This is a genomic window from Solwaraspora sp. WMMB335 (genome assembly GCF_049179075.1).
GTDB lineage: Bacteria > Actinomycetota > Actinomycetes > Mycobacteriales > Micromonosporaceae > Micromonospora_E.
Genome location: NZ_JBMHMF010000001.1, coordinates 1,739,723 through 1,761,513 on the forward strand (window position 1 = coordinate 1,739,723; position 21,791 = coordinate 1,761,513).

The 21,791-nt window shown below is 70.8% G+C and carries 18 protein-coding genes; 9 read left to right on the forward strand and 9 right to left on the reverse strand.

Annotated elements, in window-relative coordinates; genetic code table 11:
• Positions 1-469: 469 nt before the first annotated feature.
• The 9 genes from ACN27F_RS07130 to ACN27F_RS07170 all read right to left on the reverse strand — a co-directional run bounded on the left by ACN27F_RS07130 (position 470) and on the right by ACN27F_RS07170 (position 10,357).
• Positions 470-1,537 (reverse strand): GNAT family N-acetyltransferase, encoded by a 1,068-nt coding sequence (locus ACN27F_RS07130; RefSeq protein WP_421431812.1) that lies wholly within the window; start codon positions 1,535-1,537, stop codon positions 470-472.
• Between the two features lie 136 nt (positions 1,538-1,673).
• On the reverse strand, positions 1,674-2,531 hold the full coding sequence (locus ACN27F_RS07135) for an amino acid-binding protein (protein ID WP_421431813.1): 858 nt from the start codon (positions 2,529-2,531) through the stop codon (positions 1,674-1,676).
• Between the two features lie 165 nt (positions 2,532-2,696).
• The gene (locus ACN27F_RS07140) at positions 2,697-3,740 is read right to left on the reverse strand and encodes a LacI family DNA-binding transcriptional regulator (RefSeq protein ID WP_421431814.1); all 1,044 of its coding nucleotides are present in this window, start codon (positions 3,738-3,740) and stop codon (positions 2,697-2,699) included.
• 85 nt (positions 3,741-3,825) lie between these two features.
• On the reverse strand, positions 3,826-5,247 hold the full coding sequence (locus ACN27F_RS07145) for a GH1 family beta-glucosidase (protein ID WP_421431815.1): 1,422 nt from the start codon (positions 5,245-5,247) through the stop codon (positions 3,826-3,828).
• Positions 5,244-6,140, reverse strand: a complete 897-nt coding sequence (locus tag ACN27F_RS07150; RefSeq protein ID WP_421431816.1) for a carbohydrate ABC transporter permease — start codon at positions 6,138-6,140, stop codon at positions 5,244-5,246. Before ACN27F_RS07150 ends, ACN27F_RS07145 begins: the two co-directional genes overlap by 4 nt.
• 6 nt (positions 6,141-6,146) lie before the next feature.
• The gene (locus tag ACN27F_RS07155) at positions 6,147-7,136 is read right to left on the reverse strand and encodes a carbohydrate ABC transporter permease (RefSeq protein WP_421431817.1); all 990 of its coding nucleotides are present in this window, start codon (positions 7,134-7,136) and stop codon (positions 6,147-6,149) included.
• Positions 7,137-7,279: 143 nt separating this feature from the next.
• The gene (locus ACN27F_RS07160; protein ID WP_421431818.1) at positions 7,280-8,581 is read right to left on the reverse strand and encodes an ABC transporter substrate-binding protein; all 1,302 of its coding nucleotides are present in this window, start codon (positions 8,579-8,581) and stop codon (positions 7,280-7,282) included.
• 293 nt (positions 8,582-8,874) lie between these two features.
• Positions 8,875-9,420, reverse strand: a complete 546-nt coding sequence (locus ACN27F_RS07165) for a plasmid pRiA4b ORF-3 family protein (RefSeq protein ID WP_421431819.1) — start codon at positions 9,418-9,420, stop codon at positions 8,875-8,877.
• A 43-nt stretch (positions 9,421-9,463) separates the two neighbouring features.
• Positions 9,464-10,357, reverse strand: a complete 894-nt coding sequence (locus ACN27F_RS07170) for an IS982 family transposase (protein ID WP_421431820.1) — start codon at positions 10,355-10,357, stop codon at positions 9,464-9,466.
• Between the two features lie 194 nt (positions 10,358-10,551).
• On the opposite strand from ACN27F_RS07170, the gene ACN27F_RS07175 reads away from it, so the two are divergent.
• The 9 genes from ACN27F_RS07175 to ACN27F_RS07215 all read left to right on the forward strand — a co-directional run bounded on the left by ACN27F_RS07175 (position 10,552) and on the right by ACN27F_RS07215 (position 21,562).
• On the forward strand, positions 10,552-11,361 hold the full coding sequence (locus ACN27F_RS07175) for a pyrimidine reductase family protein (RefSeq protein ID WP_421440022.1): 810 nt from the start codon (positions 10,552-10,554) through the stop codon (positions 11,359-11,361).
• 161 nt (positions 11,362-11,522) lie between these two features.
• The gene (locus ACN27F_RS07180) at positions 11,523-13,334 is read left to right on the forward strand and encodes an ATP-binding protein (RefSeq protein WP_421431821.1); all 1,812 of its coding nucleotides are present in this window, start codon (positions 11,523-11,525) and stop codon (positions 13,332-13,334) included.
• A gap of 34 nt (positions 13,335-13,368) precedes the next feature.
• Positions 13,369-14,535 carry an exonuclease SbcCD subunit D gene (locus ACN27F_RS07185; RefSeq protein WP_421431822.1) on the forward strand — a complete coding sequence of 389 codons (1,167 nt, stop codon included), beginning with the start codon at positions 13,369-13,371 and terminating at the stop codon, positions 14,533-14,535.
• Positions 14,532-17,072 (forward strand): AAA family ATPase, encoded by a 2,541-nt coding sequence (locus ACN27F_RS07190; RefSeq protein ID WP_421431823.1) that lies wholly within the window; start codon positions 14,532-14,534, stop codon positions 17,070-17,072. Before ACN27F_RS07185 ends, ACN27F_RS07190 begins: the two co-directional genes overlap by 4 nt.
• Entirely contained in the window at positions 17,069-18,091 is a 1,023-nt protein-coding gene (locus tag ACN27F_RS07195; RefSeq protein ID WP_421431824.1) for a hypothetical protein, read from the forward strand. The genes ACN27F_RS07190 and ACN27F_RS07195 overlap by 4 nt, the downstream gene beginning before the upstream one ends.
• 94 nt (positions 18,092-18,185) lie before the next feature.
• Positions 18,186-19,043, forward strand: coding sequence for a spermidine synthase (locus ACN27F_RS07200; protein WP_421431825.1), 858 nt, complete (start codon positions 18,186-18,188; stop codon positions 19,041-19,043).
• Positions 19,044-19,126: 83 nt separating this feature from the next.
• Complete coding sequence (locus tag ACN27F_RS07205; RefSeq protein ID WP_421431826.1) at positions 19,127-19,822, forward strand: sigma-70 family RNA polymerase sigma factor; 696 nt, start codon at positions 19,127-19,129, stop codon at positions 19,820-19,822.
• Positions 19,819-20,685 (forward strand): anti-sigma factor family protein, encoded by an 867-nt coding sequence (locus tag ACN27F_RS07210; RefSeq protein ID WP_421431827.1) that lies wholly within the window; start codon positions 19,819-19,821, stop codon positions 20,683-20,685. Before ACN27F_RS07205 ends, ACN27F_RS07210 begins: the two co-directional genes overlap by 4 nt.
• A 211-nt stretch (positions 20,686-20,896) precedes the next feature.
• Positions 20,897-21,562 (forward strand): hypothetical protein, encoded by a 666-nt coding sequence (locus ACN27F_RS07215; protein ID WP_421431828.1) that lies wholly within the window; start codon positions 20,897-20,899, stop codon positions 21,560-21,562.
• Positions 21,563-21,791 lie beyond the last annotated feature (229 nt).

The window sequence follows — 21,791 nt, forward strand, 5'->3', positions numbered from 1 at the left end:
TGTCCGTGGAGCCGCGCGCGACCTCGCGTAGTGGAGGACATCGAGAGGGCGGATGTGGGCGCATCCGCCCTCTCCGCTTCGGCTGGGGGCCGGCGCGGTGGAGGCCTTCGGGCCAGCCGGCGTCTGCCGGGCGGTTGACCACACGGCGGTGCCAGGCATGACGGTGGCGGGGTGGCTGACGGTGGCGGGGTGGCTATGGGGGTGCGGTTCGGTAGGCGGCGGTTTACAGATCCATGACTGACAGATCCATAACTGACAGATCTACCTGGGAGCGCTCCCATCGACAAGGAGCGATCAAGACAGGCATCTTGATTTAACCCCCTCGTCATGAATTTGTGAAGCCCCTACCTGGAGACAAAGGGGCGGGGTCTCCTCCTGCCGTCCTACAGGAGGAGACCCCGCCGTGCCACCGGGACCTGTCGTCCAGCGCACCGGCCCCGCACCAGGACCGGGACGCCGGGGCAACCGGCTAGGTCATGGTGGCGGGAGTCGGTGCCGCGACGTCGACCGGCCGATCGACCAACGGCACCGTGACGCTCATCAGTTCACCATCGCGTTCCAGCTGACCTGGCCGGTGCAGCCGGGCCAGCGTACGAAGCATTCCGAGGTCGCTGGCCGCGACGTGGGCGACCAGCGCGGCCTGGCCGGTGCGCCCGGCGTACGCCGACAAGCGGCGCAGCAGCGCCGTGCCCACCCCGCGGCGCCGCCAGTCGTCCTCCACCAGCAGCGCGACCTCGCCCAACGCGCCCTCGACGACGAGTTGCCCGGCGCCCACGACCCGCTCGCCCGCCGGGCTGGCCAGCACGGCCACCAGCAGCAGTCCGCGCGGCTGCGCCAAGGCCCGCCGCAGACGCGCGGCGATCACGTCCGGTGCCCGTGCGAGCAGCCCGGGAGTGCGGCTCTCGATCGAGCAACGGGCGAGCATGGCGGTCAGCGCGCCGAGGTCGTCCGGCCCGGCCGGACGCAGGATCAGCTCCGCACCGTCGGCGAGCTGCAGGGTCACCTGGTCGCCGGCCCGGCGGCTCGCCACTGCCGCCAGCTCGACCAGCGCCTGGGCTCGGGCGAACTCGGCCGGAGTGAAACTCGGCTCGCGGCGGACGACGTCGTAGCAACCACCGGCGGGGTCGGGCAACCGCATCGTGTCACCGGCCCGGGCGGCTGGCTCCCGCACCGGTGCCGGCCGCCAGGTCACCGAGCTCGCCCCCAGCAGGGTACGTAGGACGTCGCCGAGCGCCTCCGGGTCGCGCACCAAGCGGTTCGCCAGGGCCAACGCGCGGGTCGGCTGGTCGGCAAGGCCTCGGGCCTCGGCCGGGGCGACCCACGGATTACGGCCCCGACCCCGCTCCACGGCGGCGATCAGATCCGCCTCGGTCATCGCCTCCGGCGCGTCGACCAGAAAATCGTCCACCGCGCCGGCCTCGGTGGTGTGCACCTGGACAGCGAGGATGTTCACCGCGCGAAGCGCAAGACTCGCGGTGAGCACGGCGAGATAACCCGGCCGGTCGTCCACCGTCGCTCTGATCCGCCACAGCGCCATTGGCTGCTCCTCTCCCAGGTGGCCCAGTGCCCGCTCGACAGCGCCGCACCGCGCCGATTCCCAGCTTGCCGCCGGGCTGTTTCCCTCAGATTGCCCGGCGGTGACTTCTCTGTGGGTTGACCGCCGGGCCGTGAATTCACCGCCGGGCGGTCACCGGGTCGGCGCCCACCAGGTCGAGCCGGTCACCGAGGATCACCGTGGCCGCGCGCACCAGCTGCGCGATCCGGTCCACCTCGGTGACGTGGAACGCCGCCGCCGGCAGGTCGTCGCCATCCGTCCGGGCGACCATCAACACCAGCCCGGCCCGACCGAACGGCACCGAGGCGTAGCGCACCCCGTCCGGGCCGTCCATCGGCCGGGCACGCAGCGGGGTCACCTCGGGCAGCCGCAACGGGACCGGCGCCCGCCAACTGGCGTACGCCACCGCCGGCGCACCGCCGGAGGGCGGCTCGTCGGCCGGCACGGTCAGGCCGGCGAGCAACTCGGCACCGGGCAGCTCCGATTCGTCGAAGCGCAGTTCGGCGCCGGCGGGTAGCGACCGGCCGCCCGGTCCGCCGGACGTACCGGGCGGCACCGCGTTGGCCGGTGGCCGGGAACCGCTGCGGATCGCCCAGTCCGCGGGCACCACGGCGGCCGCTGCCCAGTCCGCGGCGAGCAGCCCCGGTACCGCATCGACCAGGGTGGCCAGTCCGTCGGTCGGGTTGGCGGCCACCTGGGCGAGCAACTCGGCGTCCTGGCCACCGGTGACCGGCGCGCCGATCGCCCGCCAGACGCCGTCGACCTGCACGCCGGGAATGGCGGCGAGGCCGGCCAGCAGGCGGTCGACCCGGGCCGCCCCGGGCCAGACCACGGTGAAGTCGTCGACCGCGCGACCACCGAGCCGCTCCAGCACCGTCACCTGGACGATGTCGGCGCCGGCGACACCGAGTGTGCGGGCCACCTGGCCGAGTGCACCGGGCCGGTCGGGTAAGGTCACCCGGACCCTCAACAGCATGTCAGTCCTCCCGTCGCGCAAGGCCGGCCCTCCCCCGGTCGTTCATCAGCCTGCCCGATGACCATTTCATCCCTGTTGCGATGGCATGACTCGGTAGGAAATCCCCTGAAGAACACGCTTGAGCTGACTTCGGTATCACCCGATCGGATGATCTTGAGTGCCGGCTCACGCCGAGGCGCGCGGCACCATGTGGGTTTCGAGCAGGACGTACGGAACCTGCATCTCGTCGCGGCGGATCCGGGACAGCAGCAGTCGGGCCATCTGCCGGCCCATCTCCTCGACCGGCTGGTAGACGGTGGTCAACGGCGGGTCGGACTGCCGGGCGATCGGTGCGTCCTCGAATCCGACCACGGCCACGTCCTGCGGCACCCGCCGGCCGGCCTCGCGCAGTGCCCGCAGGGCGCCGCAGGCCATCAGATCCGAAGCCACGAAGACGGCGTCCAGGTCGGGATGATGCTCCAGCAGCTGACGCATGGCGGCGGTGCCGCTGCCCTCGCTGAAGTCGCCGTACGCCACCAGGCCACCGGCCGGCTGGCCGCTGTGCCGAATCGCTTCGTGGTAGCCGGTGAGCCGGGCGACGCCCACCCCCATGTCCTGGGGACCGGCGATGGTGGCCACCCGGCGCCGGCCGCTGGCGAGCAGATACTCGACCGCCAGCCGGGCGCCGCCGGCATTGTCGACGTCGACGAAGTACGCCGGGCGGGCGTCCGGATGCAGCATCCGGGCCGGCCGCCCGCCCAGCACGCTCGGCAGCCCACGCTGTTCGAGCAGGGTCGGCAGCGGGTCGGCGTCGTGCAGGGAGAGCAGCAGCACCCCGTCGACGTGCTGGTTGGTCAGATGGTGCTCGACCCGCTCCCGCTCGGCCGGGGACTGCGCCATCGCGAGCCAGAGCTGCATCGGAGTGTCGAGCAGACCCGAACTGATGCCACGCACGATGCCCGCGAAGAACGGCTCGCCGAACACCCGTTCCTCGGATTCGGAGACCACCAGCGCCACCGAGTCGGTCCGTTGGGTGACCAACGCCCGGGCAGCCCGGTTCGGCACGTATCCCAACTCGGCGATCGCCTGCTGGACCGCGGCTCTGGCCTCGGGGCTGACCTGGGGCGAACCGTTGACGACGCGGGAGACCGTGCCCCGCCCCACCCCGGCCCGCGCGGCGACCGCGTCGAGGGTGGGCCGCCCGAGTGACCGGGTGCGCTGGGTTGTCATCGTCTGTTCCTCCGACCCTGGGCTGCCGGCGCCGGCCCCCTGCCGGGGACCGGCGCCGCGGCCCGTTATTGCTGGCTGACCACGCCTATTGTGCGGCCAGACCGTTACGTCGGATCACATCGGCGTACCACCTGGCGCTCGACTTGGGGATCCGAAGCTGGGTGTCGTAGTCGACGTGGATCATGCCGAAGCGCTTCGAATAGCCCCAGGCCCATTCGAAATTATCCATCAAAGACCACGCGAAGTAGCCCCGTACCGGTACCCCAGCTGAGATCGCCTCGTGACAGGCCCGCAGGTGTACGTCAAAATAGGCCAACCTGTCCGGATCATCAACTTTGTCATTGACCACTTCGTCGACATACGCGGAGCCGTTCTCGGTGATGTAGATCGGCACCTCAGGATAACCGTCGTGCACCCGGTGCAGGACCTCCACCAACCCGGGCGCGTCCACTTCCCACCCCATGTCGGTCAGCGGCAGCCCTCGGGTGACGAATCGGATCCGCTCGCTGCCCGGCCAGGGCGACGGTTCCTCGGCCGGGTCCGGCCCCGGCGCGGCGCTCACCACGTGCCGGGTGTAGTAGTTGACGCCCAGCACGTTCAACGGCGTCGCGATGACGTCCAGGTCACCGTCGCGTACGTGGGCCTGGTCGGTCACCGGCGCGAGGTCCGCCACCACGTCCTCGGGATAGCGCCCGAGCAGGATCGGATCGAGGAAGATCCGGTTGGCCAGGCCGTCGATGCGCCGCGCCGCGTCGGCGTCGGCCGCGGAGTCGGTCTGCGGCGACACCGCGTACAGGTTGAGCGTGATCCCGAAGTCGTGATCGGGTCGGGCGGCACGCATCGCCTGTACGGCCAGCCCGTGCCCGAGCATCAGGTGGTGCGCCGCGCGCGCCGAGGCCGCCGCGTCACTGCGCCCCGGGGCGTGCACGCCGGAGCCGTAGCCGAGGAACGCCGAACACCACGGCTCGTTCAAGGTGGTCCAGTAGCGCACCCGGTCGCCGAGAGCGGCGTGCACCAGTTCGGCGTAGTCGGCGAACCGCGCGGCGGTGTCCCGGACCGGCCAGCCACCGGCGTCCTCCAGCGGCTGCGGCAGATCCCAGTGGTAGAGAGTGAGCCACGGCTCGATGCCGTGGGCCAGCAGTTCGTCGGCCAAGCGCCGGTAGAAGTCCAGGCCGGCCTGATTGGCCGCGCCGGATCCGCCAGGCTGCACCCGGGGCCAGGACACCGAGAAGCGGTACGACTTCAGGCCCAACTCGGCCATCAGCTCCACGTCGGAGCGGTAGCGGTGGTAGTGGTCGCAGGCCACGTCTCCGCTGTCGCCACCGAGGACCTTGCCGGGTGTGTGGCTGAACGTGTCCCAGATCGATGGTGTCCGGCCATCGGTACTCGCCGCACCCTCGATCTGGTAGGCCGCCGTGGCGGCACCCCAGAGGAACCCGGGCGGAAAGATGAGCTGCCCGGAACCGTCCCGGAGCTCGGCAGTCTGCGGACTTGCTGCTTTGGTCACGACTTGACGGCGCCTTCCATGATGCCACCGATGATCTGGCGGCCGAAGAGGATGAAAACAACGAACAGCGGAAGCGTGGCGATCAGCGTTCCCGCGAAAATCTGGGAGTTGTCGGCGAAGTACGCCGAGTTCAGGCTGCGCAATGAAATCTGCACCGTCGGGTTCGTCGGATCGGCGAGCACGACGAATGGCCAGAAGAACTGGTTCCACTGCTCCATGAAGGTGAGCAGGCCGAGCACCGCGGCCGCCGGGCGTAGCGCCGGGACCACCACGTGCCAGAAGATCCGCCAGGTCGAGCAGCCGTCGACGCGCGCGGCTTCGATCAGCTCGTTAGGCACCGCCTGCTCGGCGTACTGACGCATCATGAAGATGCCGAATCCGCCGATGAGGAACGGCACGATGACCGAGGGCATCCGGTTGAGCCAGCCGAGCTCGGACATCAGGATGTACAGCGGCAGCACGCCCAACTGGATCGGGATCATCATGGAGGCCAGCACGATCAGCAGCATCGCGTTCTTGCCCCGGAATCTGAGCTTGGCGAAGGCGAAGCCAGCCAGCGACCCGAAGAAGACGGTGGCGACCGTGATGGTGCCGGACACCAGCACCGAATTGAGCAGCCCTTTGAGGATGTTGGCATCCTGGTTCGCCAGCACCCGCGAGATGTTGTCGCCCAGGTTGCCGCCGGGCAGGAACGGCGGCGGCCAGGCGTTGGCCGCGTCGTTGGTCCGTGAGGCGATGACGATCATCCAGTAGAAGGGGAAGAACGACAGGATCACCCCGAGGATCAGCCCGACCCAGGTCAACGGGCTGGCTCTGAACAGCCGCTCGGAGGTCGACGCGCCCTTGCCACGCTTGGTCTTGCCAGCTGCCGGGTCCAGGATTGCGGTGGTCATCGCGCCTCACTTGTCCGAGCTGATCCGGCGGGCCAGCAGGTAGTTGACGAACGACATGACCGCGATCAGCAGGAACAGCAGGAGCGAGACGGCCCCGGCGTAGCCCCACTGGAACCGCTGGTTCATGACGTCGAGCAGGTACATCGTGATCGTCTGGAACTGGCCCTGGGAACCGCCGGAGATGCCCCCCGGTCCGCTGGTGAACAGCAACGGCTCGGTGAACAACTGCAGGCCACCGATGGTCGAGATGATCAGCGTGAAAATGATCGTGGGGCGCAGCTGCGGCACGGTGATCGACCAGAACTGCCGGATGCGCGAGGCACCGTCCAGGGCGGCCGCCTCGTACATGTCCTTGGAGATCGCCTGCATGGCGGCCAGGTAGATCAGTGCGTTGTAGCCGATCCACCGCCAGTCGACCATGGTCGAGATGGCGAACCAGGAGGCGAACTTGCTGGCCCGGAAATCGATCGGCTCCACACCGACCACCGAGAGCAACCAATTGACCAGGCCGAAGTCGCGGGCGTAGATCATCGAGAAGATCAGTGCGACGACGGCGGTCGAGGTGATGATCGGCATGGCGATCGCCAGCCGGAAGAACGTCTGGCCCCTGATCCGCCGGTTGAGGGCGTTGGCCAGCATCAGCGCGATCAGCAACTGCGGCACCGTGGACATCACGAACATGCCGAAGGTGTTGCCGACGGCGTTCCAGAACTGCGGATCGTCGGCGATCAGCCGGACGAAATTGTCCAGGCCGACGAAGCTGATCTCGGCGTTGAGCGGCGACCGGTCGGTGAGCGCGATCCAGACCGTGTAGACGATCGGATAGACGCCGAAGGTCGCGAAGATGACGAAGAAAGGCAGGACATAGAGGTACGGCGACAGTCTGAGGTCCAGCCGGGTCAGCGAGTGGCGCTGGGGCTTCTCGCCGCCGTCGACCGGACCCGCCCGGTTGCCGCGCGGCTGCGCCGGCGCGGCGGTGTCAAGCTCCAGGCTCATCGGAAAGTCCTTCAGTTGTACGGCGGCCGGCCGCCGTTTACCAGGGGGTCCACGCGCCGCTGGCACCGCGACGCGACGGCGGGCAAGGTGGCGCCGGCAGGTCCTCCTGCCAGCGCCACCTTTCGCACGTTTGGTCGCACGTGTTACCGGCCGGCGGCCGTACCGTTCGTCACGGCGTCCTGCCAACCCGCTTCCGGTGATTGACCTTGTTCAACCGCCCGCAGCGCGTTCTCCACCGCCGTCCGAACCGCCTGGTTCTTCGGGCCGAGGTAGACCGGCTTGAGGTCGCTGGCACCGGCGGCGAAGATCTCGCCGGTCGGGGCGTCGGAGAAGTACTCGTTGACCGCCTCGGCGACCGCCGGGTCCGACAGGGCCTGCGGCGACGACGGCAGGTTGCCGACCTCCTCGAAGGCGGCGATCTGTCCCTCGGGGCTGGTCAGGTACTTGACCAACTCGGCGGCGGCGGCCTGGTGCTTGCTGGAGGTCGGCACCGCGAGGAACGATCCACCCCAGTTGCCACCGCTGCCCGGGGCCATCGCGATGTCCCACTTGCCGGCGGCCTCGGGGCCGGCCTGGCCCTCGATGACACCGGTCATCCAGGCCGGGCAGGCGATCGTCGCGAAGCTGGCGTTCTTGAACCCGGCGTTCCACTCGTTGGAAAACGACTGCAGGTTGTTCGACAGCCCGGCACCGATCATGTCGGTGGTCAGGTCGAACGCGGCCTTGATGTCCGGGTTGCTCTCCAGCACGAACTGGTTGTCCGTGTCGTAGTAGGTGTAGCCGGTGCCCTCGCCGGCGATCTGGCTCAGCACCAGGTTGTAGAAGCTGGTGGCCGAGTCGACGAAGGCCTTGTCCGGCGTGGCCGCCTTGAATTCCTCACCGAGTGCGATGAACTCCTCCCAGCTCGGCCAGAGGGCGCCCACCTCTTCGCGTTCGGTCGGCAGGCCGGCCGCCTCGAACAGGTCCTTGCGGTAGCACAGCGCCATGCCGCCGACGTCGGTGCCCAGGGCGAGCACCTTGCCGTCGGGCAGCACGCCGGCCTCCCACTTCCACGGCAGGAAGTTGTCCTTGAGGTCGTTGGCGCCGTGCTCACCGAGGTCGACGAACTTGTCGGCCTGGGCGAAGAACTGCGCCATCGTGCCCTCTTCGATCGCCACCACGTCCCCGGCGCCGGAGCCGGCGGTGATCTGCTGGGTGAGCCGGGTGTTGTAGTCGCCGAGGCCGAGGCCCTTGCCCCGCTGCTGCACGGTGACGTTGGGGTTGTCCTGCTGGTACTGCTCGATCAACTCGTCGTATCCGAAGCCCGCGTCGCCGAAGATGTCGACGGACAGGGTGATCGGGCCGTCCGGATCCGAATCGGCGTCGTCGGAGCCGCAGGCCGTCGCCGTCAGCATGACGGCGGAGGCGAGTGCGACCGCGGCGTAGCGCCGGAGCGTGACGCTCATCCTGACCCCTCTCAAGGTCGCTTTCTGTGGTGGGGGTGACCGTGCGGTGTCCGCTCCGACGGTGTGGACGGCGTTGGCGTGGTGGGGGTCCGACAACGGCGGAGCGGGCACTGCACGACCGCGCTCCGCGTTCGTTCAAGCAAGTGACATGGATCTCACTCACCCCGGCCGGGAGCGCTCCCATGAGATTGCCGGGAGGTTTCGGAGGTGTCAAGAGGCCGATGGGAGCGTTCCCATTTCGTTACTGCCCTCGGCCGGGGCGCGTAGGCGGCTGTCCGGCGGCTGGACCAGGCTCAGGTCAGCCGGCGCAACAGCGTGGTGGCCCGCACCGGGTCGAAGACGTCGGGGTCGAATCGGGGGCCGATCCACGCGGCCATCTCGGCATGCCGAGGATGCTCCGGATCGGCCGTCGCGGCACGAAACTCGGCATAGCCGAAGGCGCCGCCGACGTCCTCCGGCGGGCAGGCCGAGGCACCAGCGGCGCAGAGCGGGTACCGCACGTCCGGCTCGGGCAGGCTGACGTCCTCGACCAGAACCTCGTGCTCCCACCAATCGCCGAAGTCGTAGGTGTACCGGAACCGGGCGCCCTTGACCGCCACCGCGTCCAGCCGGACGTCCAACTCGTCGCGCAGCGACAGTTCGCCGTCGGGATCGGGTTCGCCGTACTGGACGCCGTTGATCTCGAACGAGTGCAGATGGCAGTCCATCCAGCCCATCGCGTGCTGGATCACCCGGTGCACCCGGTCCAGCGTGTACCCGCCCGGCACCTGCACCCGGCGCCAGACCAGCGGAGCGACGTCGGACAGCGTCACCAACAGGTGAAAGATCTGACGGGGCATGGCTGCCCTTCCTCTGACCTAGACGAGTAGTTCCGAAGTTCGGTCAGTGGTCGTAGGCGATCAGTGACCGGGTGGTGGGTGCGCCGGTCTTGTTGTTGTGCCAGATCGCGGCGGCCATCGCGAGGAGGCGTTGAGCGACGCGTACGGCGACACCGGTGAAGGTCCGTCCGCCGTGTTGTTCCAGGTCGAGTTGGCCTTTGAGGGTGTCGTTGACCGACTCGATCAGCTGGCGGACCTTCTTGAGCAGCGGTTCGCCGTGGCGGGTCTTCTCCTTCTTGCGGGACGGGCGTAGCAGGGTGATGCCCTGGTCGGCGAGGTTCCGCTCGAAGGGTCCGGACGCGAAGCCCTTGTCGCTGATCAGCAGGATGCCGTCGTGTTCGGCGACGACACCGGCCTCGACCTCCAGCATCGCGGTGAGGACCTCCCGCTCGCCGAGCTTCGGGTTGGCCAGAGCCCACAGGATCGGCATCCCGGTCGGGGTGCAGACCAGGTACAGGCGCAGTCCCCAGAAGAACCGGGAGTGGGAGGCGCAGTAGCCGTATCCGGCCCAGCCGGCCAGGTCCGAGCGTTGCACGGTGGGGCGGGACATGCCGCACGGCACCGGGGTGGAGTCGACGATCCAGTGGTTGTCGAACCAGAAGTCACTGTCGCGGGCCAGGGCCCGGATCGTCTTCTTGATCAGTGGTAGCGCGGCGCGGAGCCGTTTGTTGTAGCCGGGTCGTTGTGGCAGGTAGGGAAACCAGGGGCGTAGGTGGATGCGGGCGTAGCGGATCCAGTGGGCTTCCGAGCGGGCGCCGAGCAGGACCTGCGCCACGGCCAGGCACACCAGCTCCGAGTCGGTCAGCAGCGGTGGTCTGCCGCGCCATCGGGGCGTGCGGATGGTGTCGTCGATTTTCACGTACAGTGCGGTCAGGAGGGTGTCCAGGTCTTGCGTCACAACACGATCTTGGACACCCTCTCTTCACGCCCTGACATCGACCCCTGACATCGGAACTACTCGTCTAGGCTCGAATTCATGATCTGCCGCGCGTGCCGGAAAAGCCAGCACGAAAAGTGTCGGGACCGTAACTGGTGCGACTGCCAGCACCGTACCCCCGTACCCGCCCCACCGGTCACCGGTCCGGCCGGCGAATGAGCGCGGACGCGGCCGAGAGCGCGGCGACCAGCGGCAGCACCACCGCCCGGATCGGGCGCCTGATCCCGCAACCACCCGACGCCGGACTCGACGACGAGCAGTTGGTCGCGGCGTACGCGACCCCCACCGGGCCGCATCTGAGAGCGAACTTCGTGACCAGCACGGACGGCGCGGTCGCGGTGGCCGGGCGGTCCGCGGGGCTGTCCGGCCGCACCGACAAGCGGGTGTTCGCGATCCTGCGGATGCTCTGTGACGCGTTGCTGGTCGGCGCCGGCACCCTGCGCCAGGAGCAGTACCGGGCGCTGCGGCTGGACCCGCGACGGCGGGACTGGCGGCGCCGGCACGGGCTGCCCGAACACCCGACGCTGGTGGTCGTGTCCGGCTCGCTCGACCTCGACCCGGCACACCCGGCCCTCGCCGACGCGCCGGTCCGGCCGATCGTGCTCACCGCCACCACCGCGCCGCGCCAGCGGCGCCGCCGGCTCGCCGAGGTGGCCGAGGTCATCGACACCGGCGGCCGGGCGGCGAATCTGCGGGTCGGGCTCGACCAGCTGCGCGCCCGTGGGCACCAGCGCCTGCTCTGCGAGGGTGGGCCGCTGCTGCTCGGCACGTTGACCGCGGCGGACCTGGTGGACGAACTCTGCCTGACCATCTCCCCGCTGCTCGCCGGGTCCGGCGCCGGTCGGATCAGCGCCGGCCCGCCGAGCCCACCACGCCGGCTCCGGCTGTGCCAGGTCCTCGCCGACGATGCCGGGACGCTGTTGCTGCGCTACACCCGAGCCACCACCGTCGACAACTCTGCGTAGTCGCAACGACACCCCTTGGTGTTGGCCGCCCCGAATGGCACGAGGGGTTGGGGAAAACCCGTCAGCACTGCCGAGTCGGTTCGGGCGGCAGTCGTACCCGTGGGGCAGGATGCACGTCGTGGGTACGAAGCGACGCGAGGTACAGCGATCGGGACATCACGATGAGTGACGCGACCGGGCGCGACCCGATCGGGCCGTCCGATGCGCCGACCGACGAGGCGTTCGGCGCGGCGACCGACTCCGCCGGCACGCCGGTCGGCCGGGTGCTGGGCACCGCCGACGCCACCCCGCTGCAGTTCTGGACCGCCGTCGGCCCGGGCAGCTACCTGCAACTCGACGATGTCGTGGTGACCCGCCGCGAACTGCCCGGCGCGCAGCCGGTGACCATCGCCGGCGTGGTCACCCAGGTGCGGGCCCGGCACGAGGGCGCGCAGTTCGACTCCGACGTGTTCGCCATCGCCGAGGGCACGTTGCCCGCCCAGGTGCAGGAGGCCGCCGAGATCACCGCCACCCGGGTCGACCCGGAGATCTACGTGCCCCCCGAGCCGGGCGCCCCGGTGTGGCGGGCCGCCGGTGACGCCCGCGCCCGGGCCCTGCACTTCGACCGGATGGAACGCCGGATCCCGATGGGCACCGGCCGCGACGGTGTCCCGGTCTATCTCAACGCGGACTTCCTCGACGGCCAGCGCGGCGCACACGTGTCGATCTCCGGCATCTCCGGCGTCGCGACCAAGACCAGCTTCGCCACCTTCCTGCTGTACTCGGTGTTCCGCTCCGGGACCCTGGGCGGCGACGCGGTCAACGCCAAGGCGCTGATCTTCAACGTCAAGGGTGAGGACCTGCTCTTCCTCGACCACCCCAACGTCCGCCTCGACGAGGCCACCACCGCCGCGTACGCCCGGCTCGGCCTGCCCGCCGGAGCCTTCCCGGACGTTCGGGTCTACGCCCCGCCCCGCGCCGGTGACGCCTCCGGCACCCCCGACGTGACCAGCCGACTCTCCGGGGTGGACAGCTTCTACTGGACGGTCGCCGAGTTCTGTGAACACCGGTTGCTGCCCTACGTCTTCGCCGACGCCGACGACGAACGCCAGCAGTACACCATGGTGGTCCACGCGGTCACCGCGTACCTGCACCGGCACGCCCAGCCGGCCGACGGCGGGATCAGCCTCGACGGGCGGCGCATCGGCTCCTACCCGGATCTGGTCGACCACGTCGTGGACCAGCTCGGCGACGAGGAGACCCGGGCGGCCTGGGCCGGTTCGGCGGTCGGGATGGGCACGGTCAACGCCTTCGCCCGCCGGCTGATCGGCAGCAAGAAGGACCTGGCCCGGCTGATCCGCGGCGACCTTGCCACCCGCCGGCCGCACCAGATCAACACCGCCGAGAGCGCCCAGGTCACCGTGGTCGATCTGCACAACCTGCCGGACCGGGCACAGCGGTTCGTGGTCGGGGTGACGCTCAAGAGCGAGTTCGACCGCAAGGAACGGGCCGGCACCGCCAAACCGCTGCTGTTCGTCGTGCTCGACGAGCTCAACAAGTACGCCCCGCGTGACGGCTCGTCGCCGATCAAGGAGGTGCTGCTGGACATCGCCGAGCGGGGCCGCTCGCTCGGGGTGATCCTGATCGGCGCGCAGCAGACCGCCAGTGAGGTGGAACGCCGGATCGTGACGAACTCGGCGGTCCGGGTGGTCGGCCGGCTCGACCCGGCCGAGGCGTCCCGGCCCGAGTACGGCTTCCTGCCCGCCGTGCAACGGCAGCGGGTGCTGCTGGCCAAGCCCGGCACCATGTTCGTCAACCAGCCGGACATCCCGGTCCCGCTGTGCCTGGAGTTCCCGTTCCCGGCCTGGGCGACCCGCTCGTCGGAGGCCGGCACCGCGCCGTCGGGCACGCTGCGCTCGATCGTGCAGTCCGCCGACCCGTTCGCCGTCGTGGGCAGCCGCTCGGCGATCTCCGACGACGACATCCCGTTCTGAGCTGGCCCGAGGCCGAGGGGAGGGCGACGCCCGGATGCGTATCCTGCACACCTCCGACTGGCACGTCGGTAAGGTGCTCAAGGGACAGTCCCGGCTGGCCGAGCAGATCGCGGTGCTCGCCCAGGTGGTGGAGATCGCCCGGACGGAGCGTCCCGACCTGGTGGTCGTCGCCGGTGACCTGTACGACACCGCAGCCCCGACCCCGGACGCCACCCGGGTGGTGACCCGGGCGCTGACCGCGCTGCGCGGCACCGGAGCCGCGGTCGTGGCGATCGGCGGCAACCACGACAACGGGCCGGCGCTGGACGCGCTGCGCCCGTGGGCCGAGGCGGCCGGGATCACGCTGCGGGGCACCGTCCGGGACAATCCCGACGAGCACGTCATCGACGGCGCCACCGCGACCGGCGAACGGTGGCGGCTGGTCGCCCTGCCGTTTCTGTCCCAGCGGTACGCGGTACGCGCCACCGAGATGTACCAGCTCACCGCGGCCGAGGCGACCCAGACGTACGCCGATCACGTGGCCCGGCTGATCACCCGGCTCACCCAGGGATTCGCCGATTCCGGCTCGGTCAACCTGATCACCGGCCATCTGACCGTGGTCGGCGGCCGGTCCGGCGGCGGCGAGCGGGAGGTGCACACCGTGCTCGGGTACGCGGTACCGGCGACGGTCTTCCCCACCAGCACCCACTACGTGGCGTTGGGACACCTGCACCGGGCGCAGCAACTCGACGGCCCGTGCCCGGTGCGTTACAGCGGCAGCCCGCTGGCCATCGACTTCGGCGAGGCGGAGAACGTGCCCTCGGTCAGCGTCGTCGACGTGACCGTCAGCACCGCCGCCCGGGTGCGCGAGGTGCCGGTCACCGCCGCCACCGCCCTGCGTACCGTCCGGGGCACGCTGGCCGAGCTGGCCGACCTGACCGGGGACGGGCACGGCGACGCCTGGCTGCGGGTGTTCGTCCGCGAAACGCCCCGGGCCGGGCTGCGCGAGCAGGTGCAGGAGTTGCTGCCCCGCGCGCTGGACGTACGGATCGATCCGGAGTTCGTGTCGGTGGGCACGACGAGCACCCGCGTCGCCCAGCGGGCCGGACGGGTGCCCGGCGAGTTGTTCGCCGACTACCTGGACTCCCGTGGACATACCGCCGACGACGGGGTCCGGGCGCTGTTCGACAGCCTGTACGAGGAGGAGGTGACCTCGTCGTGAGGCCGTTACGCCTGGACATGGCCGGCTTCACCGTGTTCCGGACGGAAACCACGGTCGACTTCACCGACGCCGACTTCTTCGCCCTGGTCGGACCGACCGGGTCGGGCAAGTCCAGCATTCTCGACGCGATCTGCTTCGCGTTGTACGGCGTGGTGCCGCGCTGGGGCAGCAGTCGCGGCATCGCCTCGGCGCTGGCCCCGTCGGCGACCGAGGCCCGTGTCCGGCTGGTCTTCGAAAGCGCCGGCAGCCGCTACGTCGCCACCCGGGTGGTGCGCCGCGACGCCCGGGGCGCGGTGAAGACCGGCAACGCCGGACTGCAGCTGATGCCGCCCGGGTTCGACGTCACCCGGCTGGACACCGGGATGAGCCCGGACGATCTCGGCGAGGTGCTCGCCGGCAGCCCGGCCGAGATGGACCGGGCGGTGCTGGACGCGGTCGGGCTACCGTACGAACAGTTCACCACCTGTGTGCTGCTGCCCCAGGGCCGATTCGCCGACTTCCTGCACGCCAAGCCCGCCACCCGCCAGCAGATCCTGGTCAACCTGCTCGGATTGGACGTCTACGAGCGGATCCGGGAACGGGCCACCGCCCGGGCGGCCACCGCCGAGGCGGCGATGGCCGCCGTGGACCATCTGCTCGGTGGCCTCACCGATGCCGACGAGGCGGCGGTCGACGCCGCCCACCAGCGCCTGGCGGCGGTGCGCGGGCTCGTCGACACCGTTGCGGCCGTACTTCCGCAGCTGGCACGGGCGCAGCAGGCGGTGACCGAGGCCGATGCCCGCCTCGCCGGCATCGACGGTGAGCTCGACCTGTTGACCGCACTGCGCCCACCCGATGCGGTCACCGCGGTGGCCGACGAGGTCGCGGCCGCCCGGGACGCCGCCGCCGTCGCCGGCCACGAGGTGAGCGCCGCCGAGGAACGCGAGGACAAGATCCGCGCCGAACTGGCCGCCGCGGGCGACCCGACCGCCTTGCGGCTGCTGCTACGGGCGCACACCGAGCGCGACCGGCTCGCCGCCGACGCCGCCGCGCTCGCGCCGGCCGTCGCGACGGCGCAGGCCGAACACGATGCCGGCGTCACCGCGCTGCGGTCGGCCCGCGCCGGTGCGACCGACGCGGACGCCGCCCTCGACCGGGCCCGACAGGCATACCAGGAGGCCCAGTCCGGTGACCGGGCCGCGGCGCTGCGCCGTCACCTGGTGGCCGGGGCCGACTGTCCAGTATGCGCGCAGCCGGTGTCCGTCGTACCGGCGTTGCCGGACGGCTCGCGGCTCGCGCAGGCGGAAGCCGCCGGCCACGCGGCACGGGCCACCGCCGACCAGGCCCGCCACCGGGTGGCCGAAGCCGAGCAGGCGCTACGGGCCGTGGAACGCGCCCTGGACCAGGCGCGGGCCCGCGACGAGCAACTCACCGCCCGGCTGGCGGAACTCGACGCCCAGCTGGCCGGCTCCCCCGGAGCCGATGCGCTGCGGGCCGAGCTGGACGCGCTGGAGCGGGCGCAGCGAGCGGTCGACGACGCGGGTACGGCGGTCCGGCGGGCCCGGGACGCCGCCCGGGCGACCCAACGCGGTGTGCTCGCCGCCGAGCAGCGGTTGCAGGCGGCATGGCGGGAGTTCGACGCCACTCGCGACGCGGTGGCCCGGTTGGGTCCGCCGGCCGCCGATCGCGACGACCTGACAGGCGCCTGGGCCAGGTTGGCCGGCTGGGCGGCGGCCCAGCTCGCGGCCCGGCGCGGCGAGCGGGTCGACGCGCAGGCCGCGCTGGACGCGGCCCGGCGGGCTGCCGCCGATACGGGTGCCCACGTCGACGAGATGTTCGTCGCGGCCGGCGAGGTACCACCGGCGGGTCGACAGGACGACCGGCCGGCACCGGACCCGACGACACCGGCTTCGACGACACCGGACCCGGCGGCCTACCGGCAGGCTGTCGCGCTGGCGCTGCAGCGTGCCCAGGCCGAGCACAGCCGAGTCAGTGAACGGTTCACCCAGGCCGGCGAGCTGCGACAGCGGCGGATCGGGCACGAGCGCGACGCACAGACGGCCCGTGCCCTGGCCGGGCATCTGCGGGCGAACAACTTCGAACGCTGGCTGCTTGCCGAGGCCTTGGACCTGCTGGTCGAGGGCGGCTCACGGATATTGCGGGAGCTGTCGAGCGGACAGTACGAACTGGTTCACGACAAAGGCGAGTTCTTCGTCGTCGACCATCACGACGCGGGACTGCGTCGTGGCGTTCGCACTCTTTCCGGCGGGGAGACCTTCCAGGCCTCGCTGGCCCTGGCGCTGGCCCTGTCCGAGCAGCTGTCCGGCATGTCGAGCACCGCGGCCAGCCTGGAGTCGATCGTTCTCGACGAGGGCTTCGGGTCGCTGGACGCGGCCACCCTGGACACCGTCGCGGCGACCCTGGAAGGGCTGGCCGCCCGCGGCGACCGGATGGTCGGCCTGGTCACCCACGTCCCGGCCCTCGCCGAGCGGGTGCCGGTGCGGTTCGAGGTCAGCAAGGACGCCCGGACCGCCCGAGTGCGGCGGAGCGGATTGTGAGCAGCACCGCGGTCCACCAGCCGCCGACCGGGATCCGTTGGTACGTCGAGGGGTGGCAGCCGGGCTACGGCACCTCGTTCGAGGCGGCCGATCCAGCCGGGCCGGGGCCGGCCGAGGACGGCTTCGACCCGGCCGACCTCGCGACGGAGCTCGACCCGGCGGCGTGGCGGCCGTTGAGCCAGCCGTCCGACGTACGGTCGCCGGACGTGGTGCTACTGGTCGACGGGGTACGCCGGATCGACGCGTCGCTGTGGAGCGCAGAGCCGGACGGGGTGTCCTATCCGGCGCTGGCCGCGTCGTACGCGGCCGGGGTGGTGCGCTGCGACCTGCGACGCGGCGCGGCGCGACTGGTCGGCGCACGCACCGCGCGCGGGTTGTTCACCCCGAGCGTCGCCGCTACCGACCTGGTCGTCGGCCGGATCCGCTACCCGGCGCACCGGGTCGACGACGCCGATCCGACCACGTTGCCGCAAGCCGTCCAGCCGGCTCTGGCCGCGCTCGAAATCAGCGTGTCCGAGCAGGCGCGGGCCAGCGACGGCACCGGTAGTGGCAGTGGCAGTGGCGACGCCGACCTGCTGGTCGTGGACGGTCCGCTACGCGGGCGCCAGCTGCCGAACACGATCGGCTACGTCAAGTCGCAGCGACAGCCGTACTTGCCGGCGAGCCTTATCCCCGTGGTGACCGCCCTGGCACCGGCGCAGCGCAGCCCGGTGTTCCTGCGCGGCACCCGCTGGCGCAGCTACTCGTGGTACCTACGGCTGCCCGGGCCACGCGGCGCGCCGTGGGCCGGCATCGTACGGGTGGAGTGCCGGCCCGACCTCACCGCACAGGCGGCGATCGCACTGGCGGACCTGTCCCTGGCCGCACTCCCCCGGTTCGCCTCCGCACCGTACAAGGATCCCCGGGCGCCGCAGAACCTGGTGCCGATCGCCGGTCTCGAACGCCGGCTGCGGGCGATGCTCGGCGACGCCCGGCTGCTGCACCGGGCGCTGACCCTGTCCGCCGGCACCGCACGCTGAGCCGGTCCAGGTCATCGCCTCGCCGGCCAGGTCATCGCCTCGCCGGCCTAGGCCATCGCGTCCGCATCCGATCAGGTCGCGGCATACTGCACCGGTGGGGCGCAACCGGAGGACAGGCTCGCCGGCGGTTCAGGTGGACACCGGCACCGCCTGGCTGGTTCCGGATCCGGACCGGCGACGGGCGTTCACCCTGCTGCTGGACGGCACCCAGCAGTCACATGTCGACCTCGACGATCCCACGCACCTGGAGTTCGAGTACGTCCGTCGGATCGCCGCCGCGGCCGACCTGGCGGCCGAGCCCGGTACGCCGATGCGGGTACTGCACCTCGGCGGTGGCGGGCTCACCCTGCCGCGCTACCTGGCAGCGACCCGGCCCGGATCGACCCAGCGGGTGGTCGAGATCGACGGCGCGCTCGCCGAATTCGTCCGCCGGCAGCTACCGTGGCCGGCCGACCGCAACCTTCGGGTACGCGTCGGCGAGGCACGGGCGGCCGTCGAGGCCGCCCGGTCAGCCAGCTACGACCTGGTGATCGCGGACGTGTTCGCCGGTGCCCGTACTCCGGCACGGCTGACGTCGGTGGAGTTCGTCACCGAGGTGGCCCGGGTGCTCGCCCCCGGCGGCCAACTGCTGTCCAACGTGGCGGACGGACCGCCGCTGCGCTGGGCCCGCCGTCACCTGGCCACCGTCCGGCATGTGCTACCCGGTCTCTGCCTGGTCGCCGACGCGGCGGTACTGCGCCGACGCCGGTACGGGAACCTGGTGCTGGTCGCCGCACGGACCATGCCCAGGGTGGGTGACCTGGCCAGGCGCGCCGCTGGCGACTGGTTCCCGAGCCGGGTGGTGCACGGCGGGGAGCTCGACGGTCTCATCGGCGCGGCCACGACCATCCACGACGAGACCGCCGAGGCGTCGCCGCCCCCGCCCGGTGGAACTTTTCCCGACGGGCTTTGATCCGTACGCCGGGCTGTTCCGTATCTGCGGGTGGGCCCCCAGCCGCGGGCCAGTCTTCGGTGACGTCGGATGGAGGTCCTGCGATGTATGCGGTCGCGAGCGGCTGGCAGGCGCAGACGGCCCGGCCAAGCGCGATCGGTGGCGGTCCGCGCACGACCCGGACCACGCAACGTTGGCAGACCATCGACGGGAGGGCGGCCGAGCGCGATGATGAGCCGGTGACGCCACGGACGGCACGGAGCCGGCATCAGGCCGGCACGGCGGAGTCCAGCCACGGGGACGATCTCGTCCGTACGCTCTATGCCGAACACGCCCGGCCGTTGCTGGGTTTCGTGCTCCGGCTCACCGGGGGGGACCGGCAACGGGCGGAGGACATCGTCCAGGAGACACTGCTGCGGGCATGGCGCAATGCCCACCGGCTCGGGGCCCAGGGCCAGGCGTCGCTGCGGCCCTGGCTCGTCACCGTTGCCCGGCGGATCGCCATCGACGACCACCGCAGTGAGAAGGCCCGGCCGGCCGAGGAGTACGACCGGGATCTGGAGAGCTTCGCCGAAGCAGACGGCACCGACCAGGTGCTGCGCCAGATGACCGTCACCGACGCGCTGCGCACGTTGAGCCAGCCGCATCGGGAGATCCTGGTCGAGACGTACTTCCGGGGCCGTACGGTGCCGGAGGCGGCCGAGGAACTGGGTCTCCCGTTGGGCACCGCGAAGTCGCGGGTCTACTACGCGCTCAGGGCACTCCGGACGGCGCTGCAACAGCGGGGGGTAACAGAATGACACGGTCCGCACACTGGGACGTCGGAGCATACGCGCTCGGCGCGCTGGACGCCGATGACGTCGAACGCTTCGAGGAGCATCTGGCCGGCTGCTGGGCCTGTGCGGCGGAACTCGAGTCGCTGATCCCGATCGTCGGACTCATGTCCACGGTAGACGTCAGCGATCTGGAGGGCAGCCCCGCCCTCCCTCCGGTCGGCCCCACCGGTGCGAACCCGGCTGGTGGGGCGGGCGGCGGCGACAGCGCGGCGGCGGCGCAGGCAGTCGGCAGTTCCGGCGGCCACCTGCAGCGCGACCTCGGTCACGTCCGGCCACTCGACCGCGCCCGTAGGTCACGCCGCCGACTGGCCAGTCGCCCCGTGCAGATCGCCGCCGGATTCGCGTTGGTGGCCACGTTGACCGGCGCGGCCTTCTTCGCCGGCGGCGGGGTGCTCGACGGCGCCGTCGTGCCGCAGGCCGGTGCCGATCAGACGGTCACGACCACCCCGTCGGCCAGCGCCCCGCCCCAGTCCGGGGTAGGCGGCCCGGAACTCGACGCCGAACCGTTCAGCGCCGTGGACCCGGCGACCGGGGTGGAGGCGGACGTGTTCCTGGAGGAGGCCGAGTGGGGCACCCAGGTGTCGTTCGCGCTGCGCCGCGTGCCGGGACCGATGCAGTGTCGGCTGGTGGTGCTGCGGACCAGCGGTACGGCCGAAGTGCTCTCCACCTGGTCGGTGCCCGAAACCGGCTACGGCACCAGCCAGCACCCGGCGCCGTTGACCCTGACGACGTCCACCGCGGCACCGCGCGACGACATCGAACGGATTCAGGTGCAGGCGGTCGACCAGTCGGGAGTGGCCACGGCGATTGTGACGGTGCCGGTCTGACCACAGGCATCAATTCCGATGGTCGATGATCGTGGGTGTCCGAGTAATCGGACGCCCACGATTTTATTGCAGCATCGTCGTGCGTACGCGGCAACGTGACCACCGGTTCAGCTGACCGATGTGAAATTCTGCACTTCCTATTGCCGATCCGATCCGCCCCGTGCCGCGTACCTCTTGATGAAGCCCCATGTGGACGTATGAGGGAGGGCAAGTGGCACTGGGAAAGCGGACCGTCATAGTCGCAGGCGCGCTGGCGGCACTCGTGTTGCCGGGTTGCGCCCCGGCAGGTTACAACCCGGACGACTTTGGCGGCGCTCAGGCCCAGCCGGTCGTCAACGCGGCGAACGCGGGGACGGAAACGCCCGAGCCGGTCGAGCCGGTCGACGACGGGTCCGAGGACCTCGCGGTCGAGGTGGCCGACGAGGACCTCACCAAGGAACTGATCGGCGAGTCCGTCGATCGGATGGGCGACGTCGTCACCGACGAGGACGGGTGGCTGCTCTACCGCTTCGACGAGGACTCCAACGACCCACCGGCCTCGAACTGCGAGGGCGACTGCGCCAAGATCTGGCCGCCGGCGCTGACCGACGGCGACCCACTGCTGTCCGGAGTGGACGAGGAGCTGGTCGGTACGGTGAACCGGCCCGACGGCACCCGGCAACTCACCATCGACGGCTGGCCGATCTACTACTACGCGGGTGACGAGAAGCCCGGCCAGTGGAAGGGCCAGGGCGTCGGTGGCACCTGGTTCGTCGTCCAGCCGGACGGTTCGAAGAACCTGGAATGTCTGCCGGAAGGCACCCCCAAGCCGATCCCGGTGCCGCAGGACGACAAGGATGCCGGCACCGACGCGGACAGCTCCGGCTACGACTACTAGAAACGTGCCAGCACCCGCAATCGCGGCGACCGGTCGTTGTCATTACAGGACGCGACCGGTCGTCGCCATGTTCTGCGCGGGCTCGCCCGGAAGGCTCGGCCCGGTGGAACGTAAACCCTCAGGAGGCCGGTGAGCAGCATGCATGAAGCACACCTTAAGTGCCTCCTAAGTGTTCCGTAGTATTTCGACACTCGGTTGACCGACGAATCCCTTTTTCCATACTGTCTTC